Origin of the sequence: Streptomyces sp. AC558_RSS880 (assembly GCF_019049255.1) — a bacterium.
Classification (GTDB): Bacteria; Actinomycetota; Actinomycetes; order Streptomycetales; family Streptomycetaceae; genus Streptomyces.
The window spans coordinates 326,929-348,891 of the sequence record NZ_JAGMUJ010000007.1 but is presented as its reverse complement, the minus strand read 5'-3'; the positions used below and the strand labels follow the sequence as shown (position 1 = coordinate 348,891).

The window sequence follows — 21,963 nt, the reverse complement described above, 5'->3', positions numbered from 1 at the left end:
TTACTTCCTCTTGGAACCGCGGACGAGAGTGGCCTTCATCCGGGAGGCCAGTGACTTCTTCGGCGGGAACATCCGCGCCGTGGCGACCACCACGCGGCCCTTGTCGTTGACCAGGGCGGCAGCGCGGTAGGGGTCCTCGTAGCGACCCCAGCGGCGCGACAACGGCATGGGCTTGCCCTTGCCGCGCACGGGTATCTCGTACGTGGCCCCGGCGACGTCCAGGTAGACCCGTACGCCGAGTTTGACCTCGCGCCGCTCCAGCGGGACGCGGGCGTGCAGCACCGTGGCGGCGCCGTCCTCGGCGGGCTGCGTGGTGAAGTGGCCCACGGGTGCCGGGAGGGAGTGTCCGCCCGGGAGCTTCCTGGCCCCGGGCTTGTCCGCCTTCTGGGGCATGGCCCCGTGCACCAGCCGGAGGACGGCGCCGTCCACGTCGCCCAGGACGGGGATCCTGACCGACGCCGTGTAGGCGATCCCCTCGCCCTCCTGTTCCCAGGCGGAGGCGAGCAGTTCGGTGCCCTTGGCGAGCCGGCCGGGAACCGCCTCCCCGACGAGCTCGTAGCACCGGTCGGGCAGGCCGATCCGGGGATCGCGGAAGCCGGGATAGCGGGCGTAGGCGCGGTCGCCCTCGACGACGAAGGGCGGCGCCCCGTGCCGCTTCTCGGAGGTGATCGCCTCGCACAGCTCGTCGATCGCGCCGGCCCGGGCCAGGCAGATGCGCACCCGGCGCTTGACGTCCATCGCGTCCCGGATGCCGTCCGTGAAGTAGGCGTCGGCGAGCCGGGCGATGCCCGCGCAGATGTCGCGCTGGAGATCGCGGCCCAGGGCGGGGAAATCGTCCTGGACGAGCTTGGCCAGTTCCCAGGTGAAGTGCCGGCGCAGGATGGCGTCGCGCTCCGGGCCCGCCTCCAGGAGGTCGGCGGTGAAGTCCATGATCTCCGCCGTGCACCGCAGCCGGGCCAGGTGGTCGGCCCGGTAGGTGATGTTGCTGGCGTCGCCCCGCTTCACCGCGTAGTAGCAGGTGTAGTCGGCCACCACCGAGATCTTCCGCGCGCGCACGCACGCCTCGATGGTGAACGGCTGGTCGCTGCCCACGGGCAGGTGCTCGGGGAAGCGCAGCGTGTGCCGCTCGACGAGGTCGCGCCGGAACAGCTTGGTGTTGGCGAGGGTCCAGGGCAGGGCGGAACCACTGAGCCCGATGTCCGGATCGTTCTTCTTGTACAGCGCCTGGTGGACGTACCGGCCGTTGGTGCCGACCATCTTGCCGACGACGACGTCCGAGCCGTGCTCGTCGGCGCAGGCCACCATGCGCTCCAGGGCTTCTTCACCGAGATAGTCGTCGGAGCCGATGAAGTAGACGTACCGGCCGGTGGCGACGTCCAGGGCCCGGTTGCTGGGGGCCGCCGGGCCGCCGGAGTTCGCCTGGTGGATCACCTTGACCGTATCCGGGTACCGTTCGGCGAAGCGGTCGAGCTCGGCGCCGCTGTCGTCGGTGGAGCCGTCGTCGACCGCGACGATCTCCAGCCGTTCCCGCCCGATACTCTGCCCGACCAGGGAGTTCAGACACTCCGTCAGATAGGGCATCGTGTTGTAGACGGCGACGATCACGCTGACATCCGGTGCGGTCCGCACCTGGTGTTCAGCCACCATGAGTGATCAGGTCCTCCCCCAGGAGCGAAACGCTGCGGTTGTCCTCCGCCGATTCCAGCACCGCCGCCGCGACCTCCACGGTCCGCAGGCCCTGGCGCAGGGTGCAGATGTCGGCGGGCCGGCCGAGGACCGCGTCCCGGAACAGTTCGTGTTCGACGAGGAGCGGCTCGCGCTTGGGAATGGCGTAACGGATCATGTCACCCTCGGCGACGCCCCGGAAGGCCTGGAGGGCCTCCCACTCGGTGGCCACGGCCGAGTTGGAGTGGAAGGTCAGGTCCGCGGTGAGGGTGTCGGCGATGAAGCAGCCGCGCTCGCCGGTGACCGAGGTGAAGCGCTCCTTGAGCGGGCTCAGCCAGTTGACCAGGTGGTTGACCATCGTGCCGTCGTCGAGGCGGCCGACCGCCGAGACCATGTCCTCGTGCGGACGGCCGCTCTTGGAGACGGTGTGCGCGGCGATGGAGACGTACTCGCGGCCGGTGACCCAGCCGGTGAGGTCGATGTCGTGGGTGGCCAGGTCCTTGACCACGCCGACGTCGGCTATCCGGTGCGGGAAGGGTCCCTGGCGCCGGGTGACGACCTGGTACACGTCGCCGAGTTCACCCGCCTCCAGCCGGGCCCGCAGCGAACGCAGCGCGGGGTTGCACCGCTCGATGTGCCCGACGCCGGCCACCAGACCGCGCGACTCGAAGGCCTCCACCAGGCGGCGCGCCCCGTCCACCGTGTCGGCGACCGGCTTCTCGATCAGCGCGCAGACGCCGGCCGCGGCGAACTGCAGGCCGACCTCCTCGTGCAGGGCGGTGGGGCAGGCCACCACGGCGTAGTCGACGCCCAGGTCGATGAGTTCCTCGACGGTGGCCAGGACGGGCGCGCCCTGTGCGGCGCCGTGCTTGTCGCCCATCGGGTCGACGACGCCGACGAAGTCGACGCCCTCCAGACCGGCCAGGACGCGGGCGTGGTGGCGTCCCATGGAGCCGAGGCCGACGAGTCCGGCCCGCAGCCGCCTTCCACTGCTCACTTCTGCTCCCCCAGCGTGTTCACGGCGGACACGATGCGCTCCAGGTCGCCTGCGGACAGGCCCGGGTGGACGGGCAGCGAGACGACCTCGGCCGCCGCGCGCTCCGTCTCGGGCAGGTCCCAGACCCGGCCGGCCTTCTGGTCCGGCTCCCAGTACGGCTTGAGGCGGTGGATGGGCGTCGGGTAGTACACCGCGTTGCCGATGCCGGCCTCGGTGAGGCGGGCCATGGCGGCGTCGCGGTCCCCCCGGACGCGCACGGTGTACTGGTGGAAGACGTGCCGGGCGCCGACGGCGACCTCCGGCGTGACCACGTTCGGCGCGGTGATGTGCTCCGTGAGGTACGCGGCGTTGGCGATGCGCTGCTCGGTCCAGCCGGCCAGCTTGGCGCGCTGCACCCGGCCGATCGCGGCGGAGACGTCGGTCATGCGGACGTTGGCACCGACGATCTCGTTGGCGTAGCGCTGCTCCATGCCCTGGTTGCGCAGCAGGCGCAGGGTGCGGGCGAGCGCGGCGTCGGCGGTGCTGACCATGCCGCCCTCGAGGCTGTGCATGTTCTTGGTCGGGTAGAAGCTGAAGGTTCCGGCGTTGCCGAACGCGCCGACCGGAGTGCCGTGCAGCGCCGCCGCGTGGGCCTGGCAGGCGTCCTCGACGACGGCCAGCCCGTGCCGGTCCGCGATGGCCATGATCCGGTCCATGGCGGCCGGGTGGCCGTACAGGTGGACGGGCATGACCGCGGCGGTGCGCGGGGTGAGGGCCGCCTCGACGGCCGCCGGGTCCAGGCAGAAGCTGCCGGGCTCGATGTCGGCGAAGACCACGTCGGCACCGACCAGCCGTACGGCGTTGGCGGAGGCGGCGAAGGAGAACGACGGCACGATGACCTCGTCCCCCGGGCCTATCCCCAGGGCGAGCAGTGCCAGGTGCAGCGCGGAGGTGCCGGAGTTGACCGCGACGCAGTGCCGTCCGGCGACGAGCTCGGCGAACTCCTCCTCGAAGGCGGCCACCTCGGGACCCTGTACGACCCGGCCACTGCGCAGCACGCGTACCGCGGCCTCGATCTCTTCCTCGTCGATGACGGGCCTGGCGGCCGGTATCGACTCATGGGCGTCGGTCATCGACGTTCCCCCTCCTCCTTCGGTGGCCTCGGCGGCCGCACCACGACGTGGATCGGGAAGGGGCCGCCCGGGCGGAGGCGGTCCGTACCCGTGTGTTCGGAAATTCGGCAGGCTGCTGGCGGCGGCGAACGGTTTCCGCGTGGGCTCCGCCCCCTGGAGAGCCGATGACGGAAGGCAGCCGCCGTCCGCGTGGGAAGAAGGTCCGGTCGCAGCAGTCGCTGCGGTCCACGGCGCCGCGAGACCAGCGGCCGAGACCGCGATTACGTTACCAGCACATGTGCACGGCTTATCCGTAGAGTTACCACAGAGAAACCTTCGGCCGGTCAAGGAACGGGCACATGCGGCACACAGGGTGACCAGTCGCAGAGGATCTGTGACGCGCCCGGGTCGGGGCGCGACGAAGCGCGGGACACCGGTGGCCTCCGGTGTCCCGCGCTTCGTGGGTGCGGCCCGCCCCGCGGGGCGGGCCCGGTCGGTCCTCCGTCCAGGCGGTCACCGACGACGGCGGCTGCTGCCGGGCCGCCGCCGCGGCCTACTTGGTGGCGGCCGACTTGGTGGTCTTCGCCGTCGTCTTCTTGGCCGTCGTCTTCTTCGCGGCCTCCGCTCCCGCCGGGGAACCGGCCGGCGCGGACACCCTGCGGGTGGCCCGGCGACGCGTACGCCCCTTGGGCGCGGCTTCCTCGACGGCCGGAGCCCCGGTGTCCCGGGCCTCGGTCTTCGACTCGGGGGCCTCGGCCCTGCCGAAGAACGGGAGCCGCCGCAGGGTCGAACCGGATGCGTGTCCGTCGGGCGGAGGCGTCCGGCCCGACGGACCGGCCCGTGTCAGCCGGCCACCGCTTGGATGCCGCGGCGGATCGGCGCGAACGCCGAGCGGGGGCGGCGCAGATTGCGGGCCCGGACGAGGGCCGGCCAGAAGTCCGCCCCGAGCAGGACCTCGCCCTGGACGGCGTTCTTGCGCAGCAGGATCTCCTCCGGAATGACCTGCGGGTCGTCGGCGCGGTACTCCTCGATGATCTTGTCGTAGTTGTCCTTCAGCACGGTGCTGGTCGGATCGGCTCCGAAGACCGCCACGACACCGGTCGGCTTCGTGTCGAGCTCCACCACCACCAGATCGGGGCGGAAGCGCCGCAACACCTGCGCCACCTTGAACACGTCGCCGGTCCACATCCCCGTGTGCCGGTCGCGAGCCGCCTCGTCGACATTGCGCGGCAGCATGTCGTCCAGCACGATCACGCTCGACCAGCGCGAGTGCCGCTCGACGTTCATGAAGTCCCGCAGCGCGAACTCGAAGAGGTGCATGCCGTCGATGAACGCCAGCTCGAGTCGCGGCTCGCCGCCCAGGAGGTTCAGCGGATCGCGGCGGGCGAGCGCGCGGAACGGGTTGCGGCCGTTGCGCAGGTGGATCAACGGGTCCTTGCGGCTGAAGAAGGCGTCGCTCGTGGCCTTGACCATGTGCACATCGCAGCTGACCTCCGACGTCACCTTGAACGCCGGGTCGACGGCGACCGTGGGAACTCGGGACAGCGTCAGACTGCGGCCGTCGTTCACTCCGATCTCAAGGTAGTTACGGGGGCGATAAACCTTGTGCAGCTGACGGAGAAACCCGTGCCGATCCACGTAAAGTGCGCCCTTCACTGATGGCTGACGACTAAGCGATTCACGGAAGTTAGCCGGAATGCGACCGGCGAGTAAACGCCTACCATCCGGTAACTTCAAAGGCTTTCAGAGTTCCGAGCGATAGGCGACGCAGTCCTCGTAACGGGGCAGCAGTCCCCGCGTCGCCGCCTCCGCCAGCGTCGGGGCGGCGGCGTCCTTGTCCGACAACAGCGTCTCCACGTCCGACGGCCATGCGATGCCCAGCTCGGGATCGAGGGGATGGATGCCGTGCTCCCGCTCCGGCGCGTAGCCCTCGGAACAGAGGTAGACGACGGTCGCGTCGTCGGTCAGCGCCAGGAAGGCGTGTCCGAGGCCCTCGGACAGGTAGACCGAGGCGTGTGTCTCGTCGTCGAGCCGGACCAGTTCCCACTGCCCGTAGGTGGGGGAGCCGACCCGGATGTCGACGACGGCGTCGAGCACGGCGCCGCGTACGCACTTCACGTACTTGGCCTGGCTCGGCGGCACGTCGGCGAAGTGGACACCGCGGAGCGTGCCGCGGCGGGAGACCGAACAGTTCGCCTGGGCCAGGGACAAGTCGTGCCCGGTGCTCGCGCGGAAATCCGCTCCGCGGAACCACTCGTGAAAGCTGCCGCGCTCGTCCGGGAAGACGTTGGGCTCGTGGACCCAGGCGCCTTCGATCGAAAGGGGCTTCATGATGGAGCGAGACCTCCGGTTCAGGATGCGAGAACTCGTTTGACCTTCTTGGCGACCTTTCGCCAAGTGGCCTGGACCCCTGTGCGCTCACCCGGGACCTGGTACATGTTTCCGCCGATGTCGAGAGCGAGCCGCCCGTCCCTGGTCCAGTAGGGAGCGGCCTGGATGTTCCGGCGCTGGGACCGCTGACCCCCGCAGGGCAGCAGCTCGCTCACAGGGCCCCCCTCGATACGGGCCATACGGTCGATCCCGAGCAACTGGACATTGACGTGGACGTCGTAGAGCCCCTTGGGGAGCCGGCCTCCGCATGCCGCGGTGTCGGGGTCGACGCGGACGGTCCCCGTGATCTCCACGGTCCCGTCGGCGGCGACGCTCACCTCGGACTCGACGTCGGCGAACCAGGCCTGCGCCTTGTTGCGCTGACGCAGCTGGAAGTCCACGACCGCACGGTTCTCCAGGTCCTTGAAGGTCCATTCCGGCCCGCCGTCTATCCCGTGGACGACGGCGAGGTCGAGGCCGTAGCCGTCGCCCAGCTTCCTGACCTTCACCGTGGCACCGTTCTCGTAGCGCAGCCGGGCGCGGAACGGCGCCACCAGCACACCCCGCCGCCAGCGCACCGGGCCGCTGAACTCGACCTCGCCGACGGTGCCGCGGTAGCGTTCGGCCACCTTGCGCAGGTCCTCGACACGGTCGGCCTCGAGCAGTTCGGCGCGGAACCGCCAGAGCGGCGGCAGCCCCTCACGGACGGAGTCCGGGTACTCCTCCACCGCCACCTTACGAGCCGCCTCGTAGTGCTTCATGTAGAAGGGATCACCCTTCAGGAAACCCGGTGTGGCGGCGTTCCGCAGGACTTCGACCCGGTAGTTGCGCGTCAGGAAGGCGTCGCGCACCGGCCCCGGGCTCGTGTTGGCCTTGACGATCTGTGCGGTCCTGGCGAGCCAGGGATAGTAGTCCTCCGGCTCGGTCCGGCCCTTGCTGTTGTTGCTGCCGTCGTCGCGCTTGCTCCAGTCGTAGCACACGACGTCGCCGACGACCGTGATGCTCTTGGCGAGCGGATAGGCCTTCGCCAGGAACATCTGGTCCTCGAGACGGCAGCGCCCCTCCTGGAAGGTGATGTCGTTGTCGAGCAGGAACTGGCGCCGGAACATCTTGTGCGGAGTCAGTGTCTCGTACAGCTCGGCGAACTCCGGGCCGACACTGTCGACCGACTCGCGGAAAAGACGGATGGGGCCGCGCATATTGCCCTTGACCTTGCCGACGACGATGTCGGACTTGTTCCGATGCGCCCGGTCGTACATCACCTGGAGCGCCTTGGGGCCCAAGGCGTCGTCCTGGTCGAGGAAATGTACGTACTCGCCCCGCGCATGGGACACACCGATATTGCGGGGCCGCCCGGGCCAGCCCGAGTTCGGTATGGAGAACACCCGTATGTTCTCCGTCTTTTCGGCCAGTTCGCTCAACCGCTCCGCGGAATCATCGGTCGATCCGTCGTCGACGAAGATCACCTCAAGCTCGTCCTGCGGCAGTGACTGCTTCAGGATCGAGTTGATCGGCCGCTCTATGAAGTCCCCCGCGTTGTAGACCGGGATGACGATGCTGACCTTCACGGTCATGAGTTCCCCCCTTGGAGCTCCGCGAGCAACACGGGCATCGCGGAGCTGAGCCCTTCGGACCAGTCGCGTATGGGTTCGATTCCTGCCTGCTGCCAGCGGCTGTGCCCCAGCACGCTGTACGCGGGCCGGGGCGCGGGGCGGGCGAACGCCGCGCTGGTGGTCGGCCGGACCCGCTCCGGATCGGCGCCCAGCAGCCGGAAGATCTCCCGGGTGAACCCGAACCACGTCGTCTCGCCGGCGCTGGTGCCGTGGTACACACCCGCGGGAGCGGTCCCCGCGAGGGCCGCCTGGCCGAGGCGCACCAGGCGGTCGGCCAGGTCGACGGTCCAGGTGGGCTGGCCACGCTGGTCGTCGACGACGTCGAGGGTGTCCTTGACGGACTCCAGCTTGATCATCGTACGGACGAAGTTGCCGCCGCCCGCCCCGTACAGCCATGCCGTGCGGACCACGAATCCTCGGTCGGGGAGCGTGGTCAGGACGGCCTGTTCCCCGGCCAGCTTGGTGCGGCCGTACGCACTGCGCGGGCCCGTCGGGGCGTCCTCCGCGTACGGCTCGTCCGCGTCGCCGGGGAAGACGTAGTCCGTGGAGACGTGCAGGAGGACGGCGTCGAGCTCGCGGCAGGCCTCGGCCAGGTGGCGCGGGCCGTCGCCGTTGATGCGCAGGGCGTCGTCCTCGCGGGTCTCGGCGTCGTCGACGGCGGTCCAGGCGGCGCAGTTGACCACGGCCGCGGGCCGGTGCTCGGCGAGGACGTCGCGCACCGCCTCGGGGTCGGTGATGTCCAACTCGGCGCGGGTGACGGCGACCGTCGGGATCCCGGCGGTCGCGAGCCGGGCCAGGACGTCCCGTGCCAGCATCCCGCCGGCGCCGGTCACCAGCCAGCCGCGTGTACCGCTCACAGGGCCGCACGCTCCTTCAGCGGCTCCCACCAGGCGCGGTTGTCGCGGTACCACTGGACCGTCTCGGCGAGGCCCTCGCGGAAGTCCTTGCGGGGCTCGTAGCCGAGCTCCTCGCGGATCTTCGTGCAGTCGACGGAGTAGCGGCGGTCGTGCCCCTTGCGGTCCTCGACGTACTCGACGCTGGTCTCCCAGTCGGCGCCGCACGCCTCCAGCAGCAGCCCGGTGAGCTCCTTGTTGGAGAGTTCGGTGCCGCCGCCGATGTTGTAGACCTCGCCCGCGCGGCCCTTGGTGCGGACCAGTTCGATGCCCTGGACGTGGTCGTCGATGTGCAGCCAGTCGCGGACGTTGCCGCCGTCGCCGTACAGCGGGACCTTCTTGCCGTCGAGGAGGTTGGTGACGAAGAGGGGGATGACCTTCTCGGGGAAGTGGTGGTGTCCGTAGTTGTTGGAGCAGCGGGTGACGCGGACGTCCAGGCCGTGGGTGCGGTGGTAGGACAGCGCGATCAGGTCGCTGGACGCCTTCGCCGAGGAGTAGGGCGAGTTGGGCTCCAGCGGGTGTGTCTCGGGCCAGGAGCCCTCGTCGATCGAGCCGTAGACCTCGTCGGTGGAGATGTGCACGAAGGTCTCGACGCCGGCCCGGTGCGCGGCGTCGACGAGCGTGTGCGTGCCGACCACGTTGGTGCGGACGAACTCCGCGCCGCCGTCGATGGAGCGGTCGACGTGGGACTCGGCGGCGAAGTGCACGACCTGGTCGTGCTCCGCCATCAGCTTGCCGACCAACTCCGGGTCGCAGATGTCGCCCTGCACGAAGGCGAACCCGGGGTGCTCGCGCACCTCGTCGAGGTTGGCCGGGTTGCCCGCGTACGTCAGCTTGTCCAGGACGGTGACCGCGACGTCACCGGGGCCCTGGGGGCCGAGCAGCGTACGGACGTAGTGCGAGCCGATGAAACCGGCGCCGCCGGTCACCAGGATCCTGGTCGTCATGAGGAGATCTGCACCTTGCTGTGATCACCGAGCACGAGCCGGTGGGCCTTCGGGTTACGGGGAGCGGGCGTGACCTCGACGTCGCGCCCGATGAGCGAGGCCTCGACCCGGCGCACACCGGTCACGGACGCACCCCGCAGGACGATGGAGTACTCGATTTCGCTGTCCTCGATCCGGCAGCCCTCGGACACCGAGGTGAAGGGGCCGATGTACGCGTTGTCCACCACCGTACCGGCGCCGATGACCGCGGGTCCGACGATGCGGCTGGCGCTGACGCGGGCGCCGTCCTCGATGCGCACCCGGCCGATGATCTCGCTGCCCTCGTCCACGGCGCCCGCGCGGTGGGGCTCCAGGGTCTCCAGGACGGACCGGTTGACCTCCAGCATGTCGGTGACGTTGCCGGTGTCCTTCCAGTACCCGGAGATCGTGGTGGAGCGGACGTCGCGCTTGTCGTCGATCAGCCACTGGATGGCGTGCGTGATCTCCAACTCGCCGCGCCAGGACGGCTCGATGGAGCGGACGGCCTCGTGCACGGCCGGGGTGAACAGGTAGACGCCGACGAGGGCCAGATCGCTCTTGGGCTGCTTCGGCTTCTCCTCCAGACCCACCACCCTGCCGTCGGCGTCGAGTTCGGCGACACCGAAGGAGGTGGGGTCGGGAACCTTGGTCAGCAGGATCTGCGCGTCGGGGCGCTCGGTGCGGAACTCCTCCACCAGACCGGTGATGCCACCGACGATGAAGTTGTCGCCGAGGTACATGACGAAGTCGTCGTCGCCGAGGAAGTCCTGGGCGATGAGCACGGCGTGCGCGAGGCCCAGGGGCGCGTCCTGCGGGATGTAGGTGACGTCGATCCCGAACCGGGATCCGTCCCCCACCGCCGCACGGATCTCGTCCGCGGTGTCGCCGACGACGATGCCGACTTCTGTGATCCCGGCGTCGGCGATCGCTTCCAGCCCGTAGAAGAGCACGGGCTTGTTGGCGACCGGCACGAGCTGCTTGGCCGAGGTGTGGGTGATCGGACGGAGGCGGGTCCCCGCTCCCCCGGAAAGCACGAGAGCCTTCACGTGTGGCGCCCCAATACTGTGGACCTGGTCAGGAAGAAAAATCCCCGTTTGTCTGATTTCACAGTCGATCTTTGGGCACATCATAACTGCACGACAGGAACAGTGATTCACCATCCATTCACATAATCGACCTCTCGGCGACCTCTTCCCGCCAAAAAGTGATCCGCCCCCGGTGGGAACCGGGGGCGGATCACGTTCACCGAACGATCCGGAGGTCAGTCCTCCGTCGAGGCCGTCACCGACGACGACGGCTGCTGGGCCGCCGCCGCGGTCTTCTTCGACGCCGTCTTCTTCGCGGTCGTCTTGGTGGCGGCCGACTTGGTGGTCTTCGCCGCCGCCTTCTTGGCCGTCGTCTTCTTGGCCGCGGTCTTCTTGGCCGCGGTCTTCTTCGTGGCGGTCGTCTTGGTGGCGGCCTTCTTCGCCGTGGCCTTCTTGACCGCCTTGCGGGCGGTCTTCTTGGCCGGGGCGGCCTCGGCCTCGGCCTCCCCGACGGGCGCCTCGACGGAAGCCTCGGCGGGCGCCGCCTCCGTCGCCGCCGACGGGACGACCACCACGGCCGTCTCCTCGGACGCGGTCGACGTGCTCGGCTTGCGCACCGCACGGCGGCGCGGACGGGCCGGGGCCTCCACCTCGGCAGGCGCCTCGGACGGAACCTCCGCGGGCTTCGGCTCGGCCGCCTCGGCCACCACCGGGGCCACGGGCTCCGCGACCGTCACCACCGCGGCCTCCGCTCCCGCCGGGGAACCGGCCGGCGCGGACACCTTGCGGGTGGCCCGGCGACGCGTACGCCCCTTGGGCGCGGCCTCCTCGACGGCCGGAGCCCCGGTCTCCCGGGCCTCGGTCTCCGGCTCGGGGACCACCGCGTCCTCGACGGCCGCGGGCTCGGCCAGCGCCTCGGCGGCCGGCTCCGGCTGCACCGGGCGCGCGGCCTCCTCGGCGGCCGTCACGTCCTGCGCCGTCGGGGCCGCGGCCCCGGCCTTCTCGCTCTCCTCGGCCCTGTACCGGTCGGCCCTGTCCTTGGCGGTCTCCCGCCTCGGCGCGCCCGCCGGGGCCGACACCCGCCGGCTCGCCCGGCGGCGCGTGCGCCCACGGGTGGCCGCGGCCTCCGCCTCGGCGGCGCTGCTGTACAGCTCCTCGTCGGGCACGAACTCGGGCGCGGGGAGCGCGACCGGCTCGGCGGCCTCGGCGGCGACCTCGGCCGCCGTCTCCGTCTCCGCCTCCTGCTCGGCCGTCCCGACGCCCACGGCGATCTCGTGCTCGTGCGGCTGCTCCGCCGCACCGGCCCGCGCCCGCTTCCGGCGCTTGCCGCCACCACCGGCGGCGGCCGGCTGGTCCAGGTGCACGATGACACCGCGCCCGTTGCAGTGGACGCAGGTCTCCGAGAACGACTCCAGCAGGCCCTGGCCGACCCGCTTGCGGGTCATCTGGACCAGACCCAGCGAGGTCACCTCGGCGACCTGGTGCTTCGTACGGTCACGGCCCAGGCACTCGAGGAGGCGCCGCAGCACCAGGTCCCGGTTGGACTCAAGGACCATGTCGATGAAGTCGATGACGATGATGCCGCCGAGGTCGCGCAGCCGCAGCTGACGCACGATCTCCTCGGCCGCCTCCAGGTTGTTCCTGGTGACCGTCTCCTCCAGGTTGCCGCCCTGGCCGGTGAACTTGCCGGTGTTGACGTCGACGACGACCATCGCCTCGGTCCGGTCGATCACCAGCGAACCGCCGCTGGGCAGCCAGACCTTGCGGTCCAGCGCCTTGGCGAGCTGCTCGTCGATCCGGTACGTGGCGAAGACGTCGACCTCGCTGGTCCACCTGGACAGCCGCTCGGCCAGGTCCGGCGCCACGTGCGACACGTACCCGTGGATGGTCTCCCAGGCGTCGTCACCGCTGACGACGACCTTGGTGAAGTCCTCGTTGAAGATGTCCCGCACGACCCGGACGGTCATGTCCGGCTCGCCGTACAGCAGCGTCGGCGCGCTGCCGCCGTTCTTGGACTTCTTCTTGATCTCCTCCCACTGCGCCTGCAGCCGCTCGACGTCCCGGCGCAGCTCGTCCTCGCTCGCACCCTCGGCGGCGGTGCGCACGATGACGCCCGCGTCCTCGGGGACGATCTTCTTGAGGATGGTCTTCAGCCGCGCCCGCTCGGTGTCGGGCAGCTTGCGGCTGATGCCGGTCATCGAGCCCTCGGGGACGTACACGAGGTAGCGGCCCGGGAGGGAGACCTGGCTGGTGAGACGGGCGCCCTTGTGCCCGATCGGGTCCTTGGTGACCTGCACCAGGACCGACTGGCCGGACTTCAGCGCGGACTCGATGCGGCGCGGACCGCCCGACATGCCGAGCGCCTCGAAGTTGACCTCACCGGCGTACAGCACGGCGTTGCGGCCCTTGCCGATGTCGATGAAGGCGGCCTCCATCGACGGCAGCACGTTCTGCACCTTGCCGAGGTAGACGTTGCCGACGTACGAGGTCGCCTGCTCCTTGTTGACGTAGTGCTCGACGAGCACGCCGTCCTCCAGGACGCCGATCTGCGTACGGTCGCCGTACTGGCGCACCACCATGACGCGCTCGACGGCCTCGCGGCGGGCCAGGAACTCGGCCTCGGTGATGATCGGCACCCGGCGGCGGCCCTGCTCACGGCCCTCGCGGCGGCGCTGCTTCTTCGCCTCCAGACGCGTGGAGCCCTTGATGGACTGCACCTCGTCCGACGGCTCGGCCTTCGGACGGGGCTCGCGGACCTTGACGACGGTGCGCTCGGGGTCGTCGGTGGCCACCTCGGGCTCACCGCCGCCGTCACCGGCGCGACGACGACGGCGCCGGCGGCGACGGCTGCTGGTGGACCCGGAGTCCTCCCGGCCCTCGGCCGACTCGGCGTCGTCCTCGGTGTCCTCCTCGATCTGCTCGGCGGTGTCCTCGGCGTCCTGGGCGGCCTGCTCGGCGGAGACCCGCTCGGCGTCGGCGTCCGCGGGCTCGCCGCCCTCGACGTCGGTCTCGGCCAGGTCGCCGCGCCGACGGCGACGGCCGCCGCGGCGACGGCGACGGCGCGAACCGGCGGCCTCGCTGTCGTCCTGGTCGTCGGCCTCGGCGTGGTCCTCGGGCTGTTCCTCGGCCTCCTCCGCCTCGTCCTCGGCGCGGGTCACGGGAGCGGCCTCGGGCTCCTCGTCCGCGCCCCGGCGCCGGCGACGGCGGCGGGAGGCGGCGGGCTGCTCCTCCGGGAACTCCTCGGTCCGCTCCGGCTCCGCCGCCGGTTCGACAACCTCGGCGGCCGCTTCGGCGGCGGCCCGCTCCGGGGTCTGGAAGCGGGGCTCGGTGAACACCGGCGGCTGGAACACGGCGACGGCCGGACGCGCGGGGCGTCGCGGCGCCGTCTCCCCCTCACCGGACTCGGCCGGCTCGGCGAAGCCGGCGGCGGCCTTGCGGACCACCCGGCGCCGACGCCGCGGAGCGGCCTCGTCGGCTACGGGCTCGGGGGCCTGCGCGGGCTCGGGGGCCTGCGCGGGCTCGGGGGCCTGCGCGGGCTCGGGGGCCTGCGCGGGCTCGGGAACCTGCACGGCCTCGGGGGTCTCGGTCACCGGGGCCGCCTCGGCGGCGGGCGCCTCGGCACGCCGCGTGGCGCGACGCCGGGTCCGGCGCGGAGCGGCGTCCTCGGACGTGCCGGCGCCGGACTCCACCGCCCCGGCGGTCTCAGGTGCCCCGGCGGTCTCGGATGCCCCGGCGGTCTCGGTGGACGCCTCCGGGGAGGCCGCGCTGCGCGTGGCCCGACGCCGGGTACGGCGCGGGGCCGCCTCCTCGACGGTGGTTTCCGCGACCTCGGGGGCGGCCTCCGGGGTCTCGGAGGTGGTCTTCAGGGCTTCGGAGGTGGTCTCCGGGGTTTCGGCGGTCGCCGTCGGCGAGGTCACGCTCCGGGTCGCGCGACGCCGGGTACGGCGCGGGGCCGCGTCCTCGGTCGTGTCCGCGGCGACGGCGGGCTGCTCGGGAGCCGGAGCGGTCTCGGGCGCGGCGGGCGCCGCCGGTACGACGGTCTCGGCGGCCTCCGCCGACTCCGGCGCCCCGGCCGACGCGACCGCCCGGCGGACGACACGACGACGCCGGGGCGCGGCGACCGGAGCCTCGACGGGCTCGGCCTCCTTCTCCGCCTCGGCCTCGGTGCCTTCCTGCTCCACGAGCTCACCGGGCTCGGGGGCCTCCGCGGCCGGTATGGCCGGCGCGACGGCCTCGGCCGTCGTGTCGGCCGCCCCGGCGGGCGGACCCGCCGGGCGGGACGCGGCACGGCGCCGCCGCCTCGGCGGCAGGGTGTCGCTGGGGGTGTTCAGTTCGGAGCCCTCCACGGGCTCGATCGGTTCGAGCATGCGGGCGTTTCTCCCGTCAGGCTCCCGGGCGCCGCGCCTGGTCCGGCGATGCCGGTGACGTCCGCGGCTCGCGCGGTGCGCGATCGCCGCCGTCCGGGGCGCGGGCGCCGCACGGGAGCACTCTGTGTCCTGTCTCGCCGGTTCCGTACACCGAATGCGTACGGCCTGGCGAAAGTCTTCTGGTCGGTGCGCTGCCCGACCCAGGTGGCTCCCGAGTTCGAGGGCGGCGCTTACGACGTCCGTCCCTTCGCGGGACCTTCCTTACGCCGACGCCGTCGCGGCGGCAGTGGCGCCGGCCGGTTGCGGCTCGGTCGCTGCTGCCTCGCGGTCGGGCGCGAGCGGGTCGGTCACCGTGCCGGTCTCTTCATCGAGCAGCCCCTGCGCCAGCCTGGTCACCGCTGCGGGGACCGGCGGCGCCAGGTCGGCCACGGCGCGGAGACCGGACAGGACGTCGTCGGGTCGTACGGCAGGCGTCACGTGCCGAACAACCAGCCGCAGTATCGCACAGGGCTGGTCGGTCGGCCCAGTAAGGAGCGCGGCGACAGCCGTTCCGGTGGAGTCGACGCCCCCGTCGGGATGCGGCGGGTGCGTTTCCACGCTCTCCAGCCCCACGACCGCCGAACGGGCGTCGAAGGTGCGGACGCCGTTCTTGGTCCGGCGCTGGACCTCGACGGTCCCGGCCGCGTTGAAGGCGTCCACCGCACGGCGGGCGTCCTCGGGGCCGACTCCGTCCAGCCGCAGCTCCCACACGGAGGCCGTCAGCCGGTCGGCGAGACCCGGGGTGCGGGCCTCGACCGCCTCGATGATGTCGAGCCCGGCGGGCATCGACTCGTCGAGCAGGCCCCGGAGCCGCTCCGGGTCACGCGGCTCGGTGAGCGCGATCTCCAGGTACTCCGCCTCACTGCCCGTGCCGGTGGGTGCGGCATTGGCGTACGACACCTTCGGGTGCGGTGTGAACCCCGCCGAGTACGCCATCGGCACCTCGGCACGGCGCAGCGCACGCTCGAAGGCGCGCTGGAAGTCACGGTGGCTGGTGAACCGGAGGCGGCCGCGCTTGGTGTAGCGCAGTCGGATGCGCTGCACCGCGGGTGCGGGCGGCGGGCCTTCGGGCTGTCGCTTGCCCAGTGTCGTTCAGTCCTTCGTGAGAGCGGTCGTACTTCCACCAAGGGTACGTGTCTCCGGGCCGATAGGTTCCCGCCGATGCGTGAGCTGCGGTTCCTTCCCCGCACCGGCCGGTTCGCCGAGCAGCGCCCGCCGGAAGTCGGCGCGTGCCCGCCGTACCGACGCGCGGGCGGCGTCGAGGGCCTGCCGGCCGGCCCGGCCCACCGTGCGGGCGGCATCTCCGAGAGGCCGCAGCACCGCGTCGCGCACCACGTGCCCCACCGGGGTCAGCACACTCCGGTACACCCACCGCACCGGCTCCACGAACACCCACCGGAAAAGCGTTCCCAGCCACCGTCCGACGGCGAGCGAGATGTGCCCGGCGACGCGCCAGGCGTGTCCCAGGGCGTCCCCGACCTCCCGCGCGACGACCGCGAGCACACGGCCGACGGGCACCAGCACCCAGCGCCACACCGCGAGCGCGGGCAGCACCAGCAGGATCCGGGTGATCCAGTACAGCCCCGTGCCGATCCCGGTGACGATCGTCGTCACCAGCCACACCAGCCCCTTCGCGCACCAGGCGATCGCCCGCCCCACCGGCGTCAGAACCCACCGGTACAGCCACGCCGAGGGCACGACGACGAGATACCGCCCCAGCCACACCACACCCGCCCACACCCCGACCCCGATCGCGGCGAGCACATGACCGAGCGGCGTCAGCACGCGCGCGTACAGCCACGCGACCCCATGACCGAAGGGAGTCAGCACATGGCGGTAGAACGCGACGGCCGGAAGGACCACCAGCACCTTCCCGAGCCACGCCAGCCCTTTGCCGAACGGCACGAGGACATACCGCCACAGCCCCACGAACGGCCACACGAACACCGCCCGCCCCACCCACAGCAGCGCCCGCCCGAGCGGCCGCAGCAGCGTGTCGTTCAGGAACCGCCCGGCGACGACCAGCGCGTCCCACACCATCCGCACCGGCACGACCAGCACCAGCACCACGATCCGCACGGGAACGCGGATCGCCACGACGAGACACCCCTCGCCCGCGGGCGCGGTGGCCGGCGGACCGGCCGGCTTCTCGAGATCCATACCTACGGAGACGCAGGCGCGGCCCGTCCGGATCCCACGCTCATCATGTTGTCCACTTCATATGCTGAACACCGATCAGACATAAGAATTCCGCGACTTATGTAAAACAATTTTCCCTACGGCCGTTCACTCATTCGCCACGCATCCAAGTGAAACAGACGCCGTTAGTCGCTATATGACGAAGGCAAGCATGTCAGGGCTCATCAAGTCCGACGGGGGGAATTCGTGGAAATCCGACCTCGCCGGCCGTTGGATCGGCGAGGCCGGCTGACATGAATGACGAACGCTACGACCCTCTCGTCTACGCGGAGCCCATGGAATCGTCCGTACCGCACTGGGACCCGGCCGAGGAACTCGCCTATCTCCTCCAGGAAGCCCGCGGCGAGGAATCCTCCGGGGTCACCATGCCTCAGCCACGCGAGGATGCCTCGGTCACCACTCCCCCGGCCGGCAGCCCCATGGGCAACCTGCAGGAGATCACCGCGGAACTGCCACCCCTGCGCGCGGCACCGCGCGGCCACCGCAAACCCCCGCGCAAACCCCCGCGCAGACGCCCCGACGCACTGCGCCTCGCCAGCTACGCCATCGCCGCCCTGGCAGCGGTCACCGTGTCGATGGTGAGCGTCTTCAGCGGCGTCGTCACCTACGAACCCCTGCTCCTCGTCACCACGGCCCACAGCAAAGGCAGTTCCTCGGCCTGGTGGCCCGTGCTGGTCTACGGCCCCTGGCTGGCGGGCTCGTTGTCCATCCTCCGCGCGGCACTGCACCAACGGCGCGCCCTGCACTCGTGGTTCGTCGTCCTCCTCTTCTCGTCCGTCGCCATCATGCTCTGCGTGGCCCAGGCCCCCCGGACGATCACCGACACCGCCGCCGCGGCTCTCCCGGGCGTGGCCGCCCTGGCCTGCTTCCAGCAACTCGTCCGCCAGATCACCCTCACCCGCCCACCCCGCCGCACCTCGCCCCGCCACCGGCTGCGGTCCACCATGGACCACCCCGCACCGCTCATCGATCCCGGCAAACAGGAACGTTTCCGGGCCCCGGGCCACTCCTACCGGCGTGACACGCCATCCACCCGGCACCCCGGGCAGCACACCCCGTAAGCCCTCCTGCTGTCGGCGGCCCGATGCGCCGCCGACAGCAGGGGGACCTCTCAGCGGCCTCCGCCGACGGCGGGGGCCGCGTCGTGCCGACCGAGCTTCTCCAGGACGCGGTCGCGGAGAAACCCGTCCTCCTCGCGCAGCCCGGCCCTCTCGGGCGGGCGAGGAATGACGACACCCTCGGTGACGATCCCCTCCGGCCCGAACTGCTCGCGGGTGAGATCGATCTCGACGCCCCTGCCCAGACGGTTCCACCAGTGGTGGTCCACGCGCTCTCCGCCGACGTAGCCAGGACCCGTGCGGAGGCAACCCTCCACGACCCGGCCGGGTCTTACGGACATGATCAGACGCCTTGCCCGTACAGGTGCGGTGCTCACCATCGCGCCCCTGCTCCTGACCGCCTGCTCCGGCGACCAGGACACCCCCGCCGAGCACCCCGCCGCCGAGCACCCCGTCTTCGACCAGAAGCTCGGCCTCCAGGTCTTCCACGCCCTGCGCCAGACGCAGAAGGCGGGCGGTGCCGACTTCGTCCAGACCATGACCTTCGCGTCGAAGAAGGGCCGGGCGGTGCAGACCGTCAGCGGGCGAATGGACTTCGCGAAGGGAACGGGCGAGGCGACCACGACGTGGCAGCTGCCGAAGGGACTCCCCCGGGAAACGAAGGACACGCTCCTGGGCGTCACCCCGAACAAGGGCAATGCCGACTCCTCGGCACGCGTCCTCGTCGACCGCCAACGCATCCACTACCGCGCCGGTTCGGCGGCGTACTGGCTCCAGTACACGACGGGCGACACCCGTCCGGACCTCGGCATCGACAGCATCAACCACCTGCGCGGATCCGAAGGACCGGTGGGCGGCACCCTCCTGGAAGGACTCGGTGCCACGAAGGCGACATCCCGGCAGACCGACGGCTCCCAGCGCACCTACAAGGCGGGCATGCCCAACAGCGCCACCTCGCAGTTGTTCCCGAGGGACCTTGGACGCGAGCTGTCCACCTTCTTCCCCACCGGCTCCTCCGGCAAGAACGCCCCGATGCCGGCGACCGTCTCCGTGGACGGCCGGGGACGCGTCACCCACGTGCGAGCCGACCTCTCGAAGGCCCTGGGGCAGAAGGGCAGCGCGTTCGAGGACATGACCTCGCTGATCATCGACCTCCGACTCTCCGGACACGGTGTGCCGAAGCCCGCCGCGAAGCCCGACGGACCCGTCCGGCCGGCCCTCGAGGCGGTCCGTTCCGTCGACTCGGTGAAGCCCGGTGGCTGCGTCGACTTCAGCACGGGCCAGCGGCTCCTGGACACCGTCGTGGACGTGCCGTGCTCGGGCCCGCACGACGGCAGGATCTTCGCCCAGCGAACACTCGGCACGGGCCCCTACCCGGGCAGCACGGCCGCCCGGGACAAAGCCGCCGCCGCCTGCCGCGCCGCCTATGACGCCGCCCCCGGGCGATGGGTCTCCGAGGCGGACCTGGCCGGAGACTACTGGTACATGTGGCCGAGTCCGGAAAAATGGGAAAAGAGCGGAGGCCACGCCAGCTGCTACGTGGCCACCGCCAGGGGTACCGCCTGAAGTACGTCACGAACGTCCGTGACCAGGCGGCCCGAAGCAGGGCCGCCTGCGCCTCCGTGGCCTCGATCACCCGATCGAGGCCCCGCTCACGTCAGTGGGCGTGACCGCTCGGTGCCGGCGCGGAGTTCTTGACCGTGAGCGGCAGCAGCTTCTTGCCGGTCGGGCCGATCTGGATGCTCGTGTCCATCTGAGGACACACGCCGCAGTCGAAGCACGGGGTCCAGCGGCAGTCCTCGACCTCCGTCTCGTCGAGGGCGTCCTGCCAGTCCTCCCAGAGCCAGTCCTTGTCGAGGCCGGAGTCGAGGTGGTCCCAGGGGAGGACCTCCTCGTAGGTGCGCTCGCGGGTGGTGTACCAGTCGACGTCGACGCCGAAGGGGGCCAGCGCCTTGTCGGCACAGTTCATCCAGCGGTCGTACGAGAAGTGCTCGCGCCAGCCGTCGAAGCGGCCGCCGTCGTCGTAGACCGCGCGGATGACCGCGCCGATGCGGCGGTCGCCGCGGGAGAGCAGGCCCTCGACGATGCCGGGCTTGCCGTCGTGGTAGCGGAAGCCGATCGAGCGGCCGTACTTCTTGTCGCCGCGGATCTTGTCGCGGAGCTTGGCCAGGCGCTCGTCCGTCTGCTCGGCGGAGAGCTGCGGGGCCCACTGGAAGGGGGTGTGCGGCTTGGGGACGAAGCCGCCGATGGAGACCGTGCAGCGGATGTCGTTGGAGCCGGAGACCTCGCGGCCCTTGGCGATCACGCGGGTGGCCATGTCGGCGATCTGGAGGACGTCGTCGTCGGTCTCGGTGGGCAGGCCGCACATGAAGTACAGCTTCACCTGGCGCCAGCCGTTGCCGTAGGCGGTGGCGACGGTCCGGATGAGGTCGTCCTCGGAGACCATCTTGTTGATGACCTTGCGGATGCGCTCCGAGCCGCCTTCGGGGGCGAAGGTGAGGCCGGAGCGGCGGCCGTTGCGGGTCAGCTCGTTCGCCAGGTCGATGTTGAAGGCGTCGACGCGGGTGGAGGGGAGGGAGAGGCCGATCTTGTCGTCCTCGTAGCGGTCGGCGAGGCCCTTGGCGATGTCACCGATCTCCGAGTGGTCGGCGGAGGAGAGGGAGAGCAGGCCGACCTCCTCGAAGCCCGTGGCCTTCAGGCCCTTGTCGACCATCTCGCCGATGCCGGTGATCGAGCGCTCCCGGACCGGGCGGGTGATCATGCCGGCCTGGCAGAAGCGGCAGCCGCGGGTGCAGCCGCGGAAGATCTCCACGGACATGCGCTCGTGGACGGTCTCGGCGAGCGGGACGAGGGGCTGCTTGGGGTAGGGCCACTCGTCGAGGTCCATCACCGTGTGCTTGGAGACGCGCCACGGGACGCCGGACTTGTTCGGCACGACGCGGGCGATGCGGCCGTCGGGGAGGTACTCGACGTCGTAGAAGCCGGGGACGTACACCCCGCCGGTCTTCGCCAGGCGGAAGAGGAGTTCCTCGCGGCCGCCGGGGCGGCCCTCCTCCTTCCAGGCGCGGACGATCCGCGTGACCTCCAGGACGGCCTGCTCGCCGTCGCCGATGACCGCGCAGTCGATGAAGTCGGCGATCGGCTCGGGGTTGAAGGCGGCGTGGCCGCCGGCCATGACGATCGGGTCGTCCAGCGTCCGGTCCTTGGCTTCCAGGGGGATGCCGGCCAGGTCGAGGGCGGTGAGCATGTTGGTGTAGCCGAGCTCGGTGGAGAAGCTCAGGCCGAACACGTCGAAGGCCTTCACCGGGCGGTGGCTGTCGACGGTGAACTGCGGGACGCGGTGTTCCCGCATCAGCGCCTCGAGGTCCGGCCAGACGCTGTAGGTGCGCTCGGCGAGGACGCCGTCCTGTTCGTTGAGGACCTCGTAGAGGATCATGACGCCCTGGTTGGGCAGTCCGACCTCGTAGGCGTCGGGGTACATGAGCGCCCAGCGGACGTCGCAGCTGTCCCACGGCTTGACCGTGGAGTTGAGCTCTCCGCCGACGTACTGGATCGGCTTCTGCACATGCGGGAGCAGAGCTTCGAGCTGCGGGAACACAGACTCGGCGGCTTCGGCAGGCATCTCGCGAACCTTTGTGTGCTGAGTGGGGTGACCATTCAGCGTAACGCGGCCGGAGGGGT

At 71.0% G+C, this 21,963-nt stretch carries 16 protein-coding genes; 2 read left to right on the top strand and 14 right to left on the bottom strand.

The genetic code is table 11. The annotated features are described in order from the left end of the window. The 12 genes from KUM38_RS03800 to KUM38_RS03745 all read right to left on the bottom strand — a co-directional run bounded on the left by KUM38_RS03800 (position 1) and on the right by KUM38_RS03745 (position 17,185). Positions 1-1,647, bottom strand: coding sequence for a glycosyltransferase (locus tag KUM38_RS03800; RefSeq protein WP_217127811.1), 1,647 nt, complete (start codon positions 1,645-1,647; stop codon positions 1-3). Continuing rightward, a complete protein-coding gene (locus tag KUM38_RS03795) occupies positions 1,637-2,614 on the bottom strand; it encodes a Gfo/Idh/MocA family protein (RefSeq protein WP_254396655.1) in 978 nt (325 codons plus the stop codon). Before KUM38_RS03795 ends, KUM38_RS03800 begins: the two co-directional genes overlap by 11 nt. A 44-nt stretch (positions 2,615-2,658) precedes the next feature. Beyond that, positions 2,659-3,774 carry a DegT/DnrJ/EryC1/StrS aminotransferase family protein gene (locus KUM38_RS03790; RefSeq protein WP_217127809.1) on the bottom strand — a complete coding sequence of 372 codons (1,116 nt, stop codon included), beginning with the start codon at positions 3,772-3,774 and terminating at the stop codon, positions 2,659-2,661. A gap of 822 nt (positions 3,775-4,596) precedes the next feature. Beyond that, positions 4,597-5,391, bottom strand: coding sequence for a class I SAM-dependent methyltransferase (locus KUM38_RS03785; protein WP_217127808.1), 795 nt, complete (start codon positions 5,389-5,391; stop codon positions 4,597-4,599). A 105-nt stretch (positions 5,392-5,496) separates the two neighbouring features. Beyond that, on the bottom strand, positions 5,497-6,084 hold the full coding sequence (rfbC, locus tag KUM38_RS03780) for a dTDP-4-dehydrorhamnose 3,5-epimerase (protein ID WP_217127807.1): 588 nt from the start codon (positions 6,082-6,084) through the stop codon (positions 5,497-5,499). Positions 6,085-6,104: 20 nt separating this feature from the next. After that, on the bottom strand, positions 6,105-7,697 hold the full coding sequence (locus KUM38_RS03775) for a glycosyltransferase family A protein (RefSeq protein WP_217127806.1): 1,593 nt from the start codon (positions 7,695-7,697) through the stop codon (positions 6,105-6,107). Further along, positions 7,694-8,593, bottom strand: coding sequence for a dTDP-4-dehydrorhamnose reductase (gene rfbD, locus KUM38_RS03770; protein ID WP_217127805.1), 900 nt, complete (start codon positions 8,591-8,593; stop codon positions 7,694-7,696). Before rfbD ends, KUM38_RS03775 begins: the two co-directional genes overlap by 4 nt. Continuing rightward, the gene (rfbB, locus tag KUM38_RS03765; RefSeq protein ID WP_217127804.1) at positions 8,590-9,576 is read right to left on the bottom strand and encodes a dTDP-glucose 4,6-dehydratase; all 987 of its coding nucleotides are present in this window, start codon (positions 9,574-9,576) and stop codon (positions 8,590-8,592) included. Before rfbB ends, rfbD begins: the two co-directional genes overlap by 4 nt. After that, positions 9,573-10,640, bottom strand: a complete 1,068-nt coding sequence (locus tag KUM38_RS03760; RefSeq protein ID WP_217127803.1) for a glucose-1-phosphate thymidylyltransferase — start codon at positions 10,638-10,640, stop codon at positions 9,573-9,575. The genes rfbB and KUM38_RS03760 overlap by 4 nt, the downstream gene beginning before the upstream one ends. Before the next feature lie 215 nt (positions 10,641-10,855). Beyond that, complete coding sequence (locus KUM38_RS03755) at positions 10,856-14,986, bottom strand: Rne/Rng family ribonuclease (protein WP_217127802.1); 4,131 nt, start codon at positions 14,984-14,986, stop codon at positions 10,856-10,858. 261 nt (positions 14,987-15,247) lie between these two features. Further along, positions 15,248-16,069: a TIGR03936 family radical SAM-associated protein gene (locus KUM38_RS03750; protein ID WP_217127801.1), complete on the bottom strand. Its 822-nt coding sequence runs from the start codon at positions 16,067-16,069 to the stop codon at positions 15,248-15,250. 48 nt (positions 16,070-16,117) lie between these two features. Continuing rightward, positions 16,118-17,185 (bottom strand): hypothetical protein, encoded by a 1,068-nt coding sequence (locus KUM38_RS03745; RefSeq protein WP_217127800.1) that lies wholly within the window; start codon positions 17,183-17,185, stop codon positions 16,118-16,120. Positions 17,186-17,457: 272 nt separating this feature from the next. On the opposite strand from KUM38_RS03745, the gene KUM38_RS03740 reads away from it, so the two are divergent. Further along, positions 17,458-18,285, top strand: coding sequence for a DUF2637 domain-containing protein (locus KUM38_RS03740; RefSeq protein WP_217127799.1), 828 nt, complete (start codon positions 17,458-17,460; stop codon positions 18,283-18,285). A 50-nt stretch (positions 18,286-18,335) separates the two neighbouring features. On the opposite strand, the gene KUM38_RS03735 is transcribed toward KUM38_RS03740, so the two are convergent. Then, a complete protein-coding gene (locus tag KUM38_RS03735; protein WP_374227035.1) occupies positions 18,336-18,623 on the bottom strand; it encodes a hypothetical protein in 288 nt (95 codons plus the stop codon). On the opposite strand from KUM38_RS03735, the gene KUM38_RS03730 reads away from it, so the two are divergent. Next, complete coding sequence (locus KUM38_RS03730; protein ID WP_217127798.1) at positions 18,622-19,848, top strand: hypothetical protein; 1,227 nt, start codon at positions 18,622-18,624, stop codon at positions 19,846-19,848. The genes KUM38_RS03735 and KUM38_RS03730 overlap by 2 nt on opposite strands. A gap of 91 nt (positions 19,849-19,939) precedes the next feature. Here the strand turns inward: KUM38_RS03730 and KUM38_RS03725 are convergent, their stop codons facing one another. Beyond that, positions 19,940-21,904, bottom strand: a complete 1,965-nt coding sequence (locus KUM38_RS03725; RefSeq protein WP_217127797.1) for a TIGR03960 family B12-binding radical SAM protein — start codon at positions 21,902-21,904, stop codon at positions 19,940-19,942. Positions 21,905-21,963: the final 59 nt, after the last annotated feature.

Bases quoted from the DNA above. Each gene is read 5' to 3' on its own strand.
- KUM38_RS03800 (WP_217127811.1), bottom strand. From the start codon at position 1,647: ATGGTGGCTGAACACCAGGTGCGGACCGCACCGGATGTCAGCGTGATC.
- KUM38_RS03795 (WP_254396655.1), bottom strand. From the start codon at position 2,614: ATGGGACGCCACCACGCCCGCGTCCTGGCCGGTCTGGAGGGCGTCGAC.
- KUM38_RS03790 (WP_217127809.1), bottom strand. From the start codon at position 3,774: ATGACCGACGCCCATGAGTCGATACCGGCCGCCAGGCCCGTCATCGAC.
- rfbC (WP_217127807.1), bottom strand. From the start codon at position 6,084: ATGAAGCCCCTTTCGATCGAAGGCGCCTGGGTCCACGAGCCCAACGTC.
- KUM38_RS03775 (WP_217127806.1), bottom strand. From the start codon at position 7,697: ATGACCGTGAAGGTCAGCATCGTCATCCCGGTCTACAACGCGGGGGAC.
- rfbB (WP_217127804.1), bottom strand. From the start codon at position 9,576: ATGACGACCAGGATCCTGGTGACCGGCGGCGCCGGTTTCATCGGCTCG.
- KUM38_RS03755 (WP_217127802.1), bottom strand. From the start codon at position 14,986: ATGCTCGAACCGATCGAGCCCGTGGAGGGCTCCGAACTGAACACCCCC.
- KUM38_RS03745 (WP_217127800.1), bottom strand. From the start codon at position 17,185: ATGGATCTCGAGAAGCCGGCCGGTCCGCCGGCCACCGCGCCCGCGGGC.
- KUM38_RS03740 (WP_217127799.1), top strand. From the start codon at position 17,458: ATGAATGACGAACGCTACGACCCTCTCGTCTACGCGGAGCCCATGGAA.
- KUM38_RS03730 (WP_217127798.1), top strand. From the start codon at position 18,622: ATGATCAGACGCCTTGCCCGTACAGGTGCGGTGCTCACCATCGCGCCC.
- KUM38_RS03735 (WP_374227035.1), bottom strand. From the start codon at position 18,623: ATGTCCGTAAGACCCGGCCGGGTCGTGGAGGGTTGCCTCCGCACGGGT.
- KUM38_RS03725 (WP_217127797.1), bottom strand. From the start codon at position 21,904: ATGCCTGCCGAAGCCGCCGAGTCTGTGTTCCCGCAGCTCGAAGCTCTG.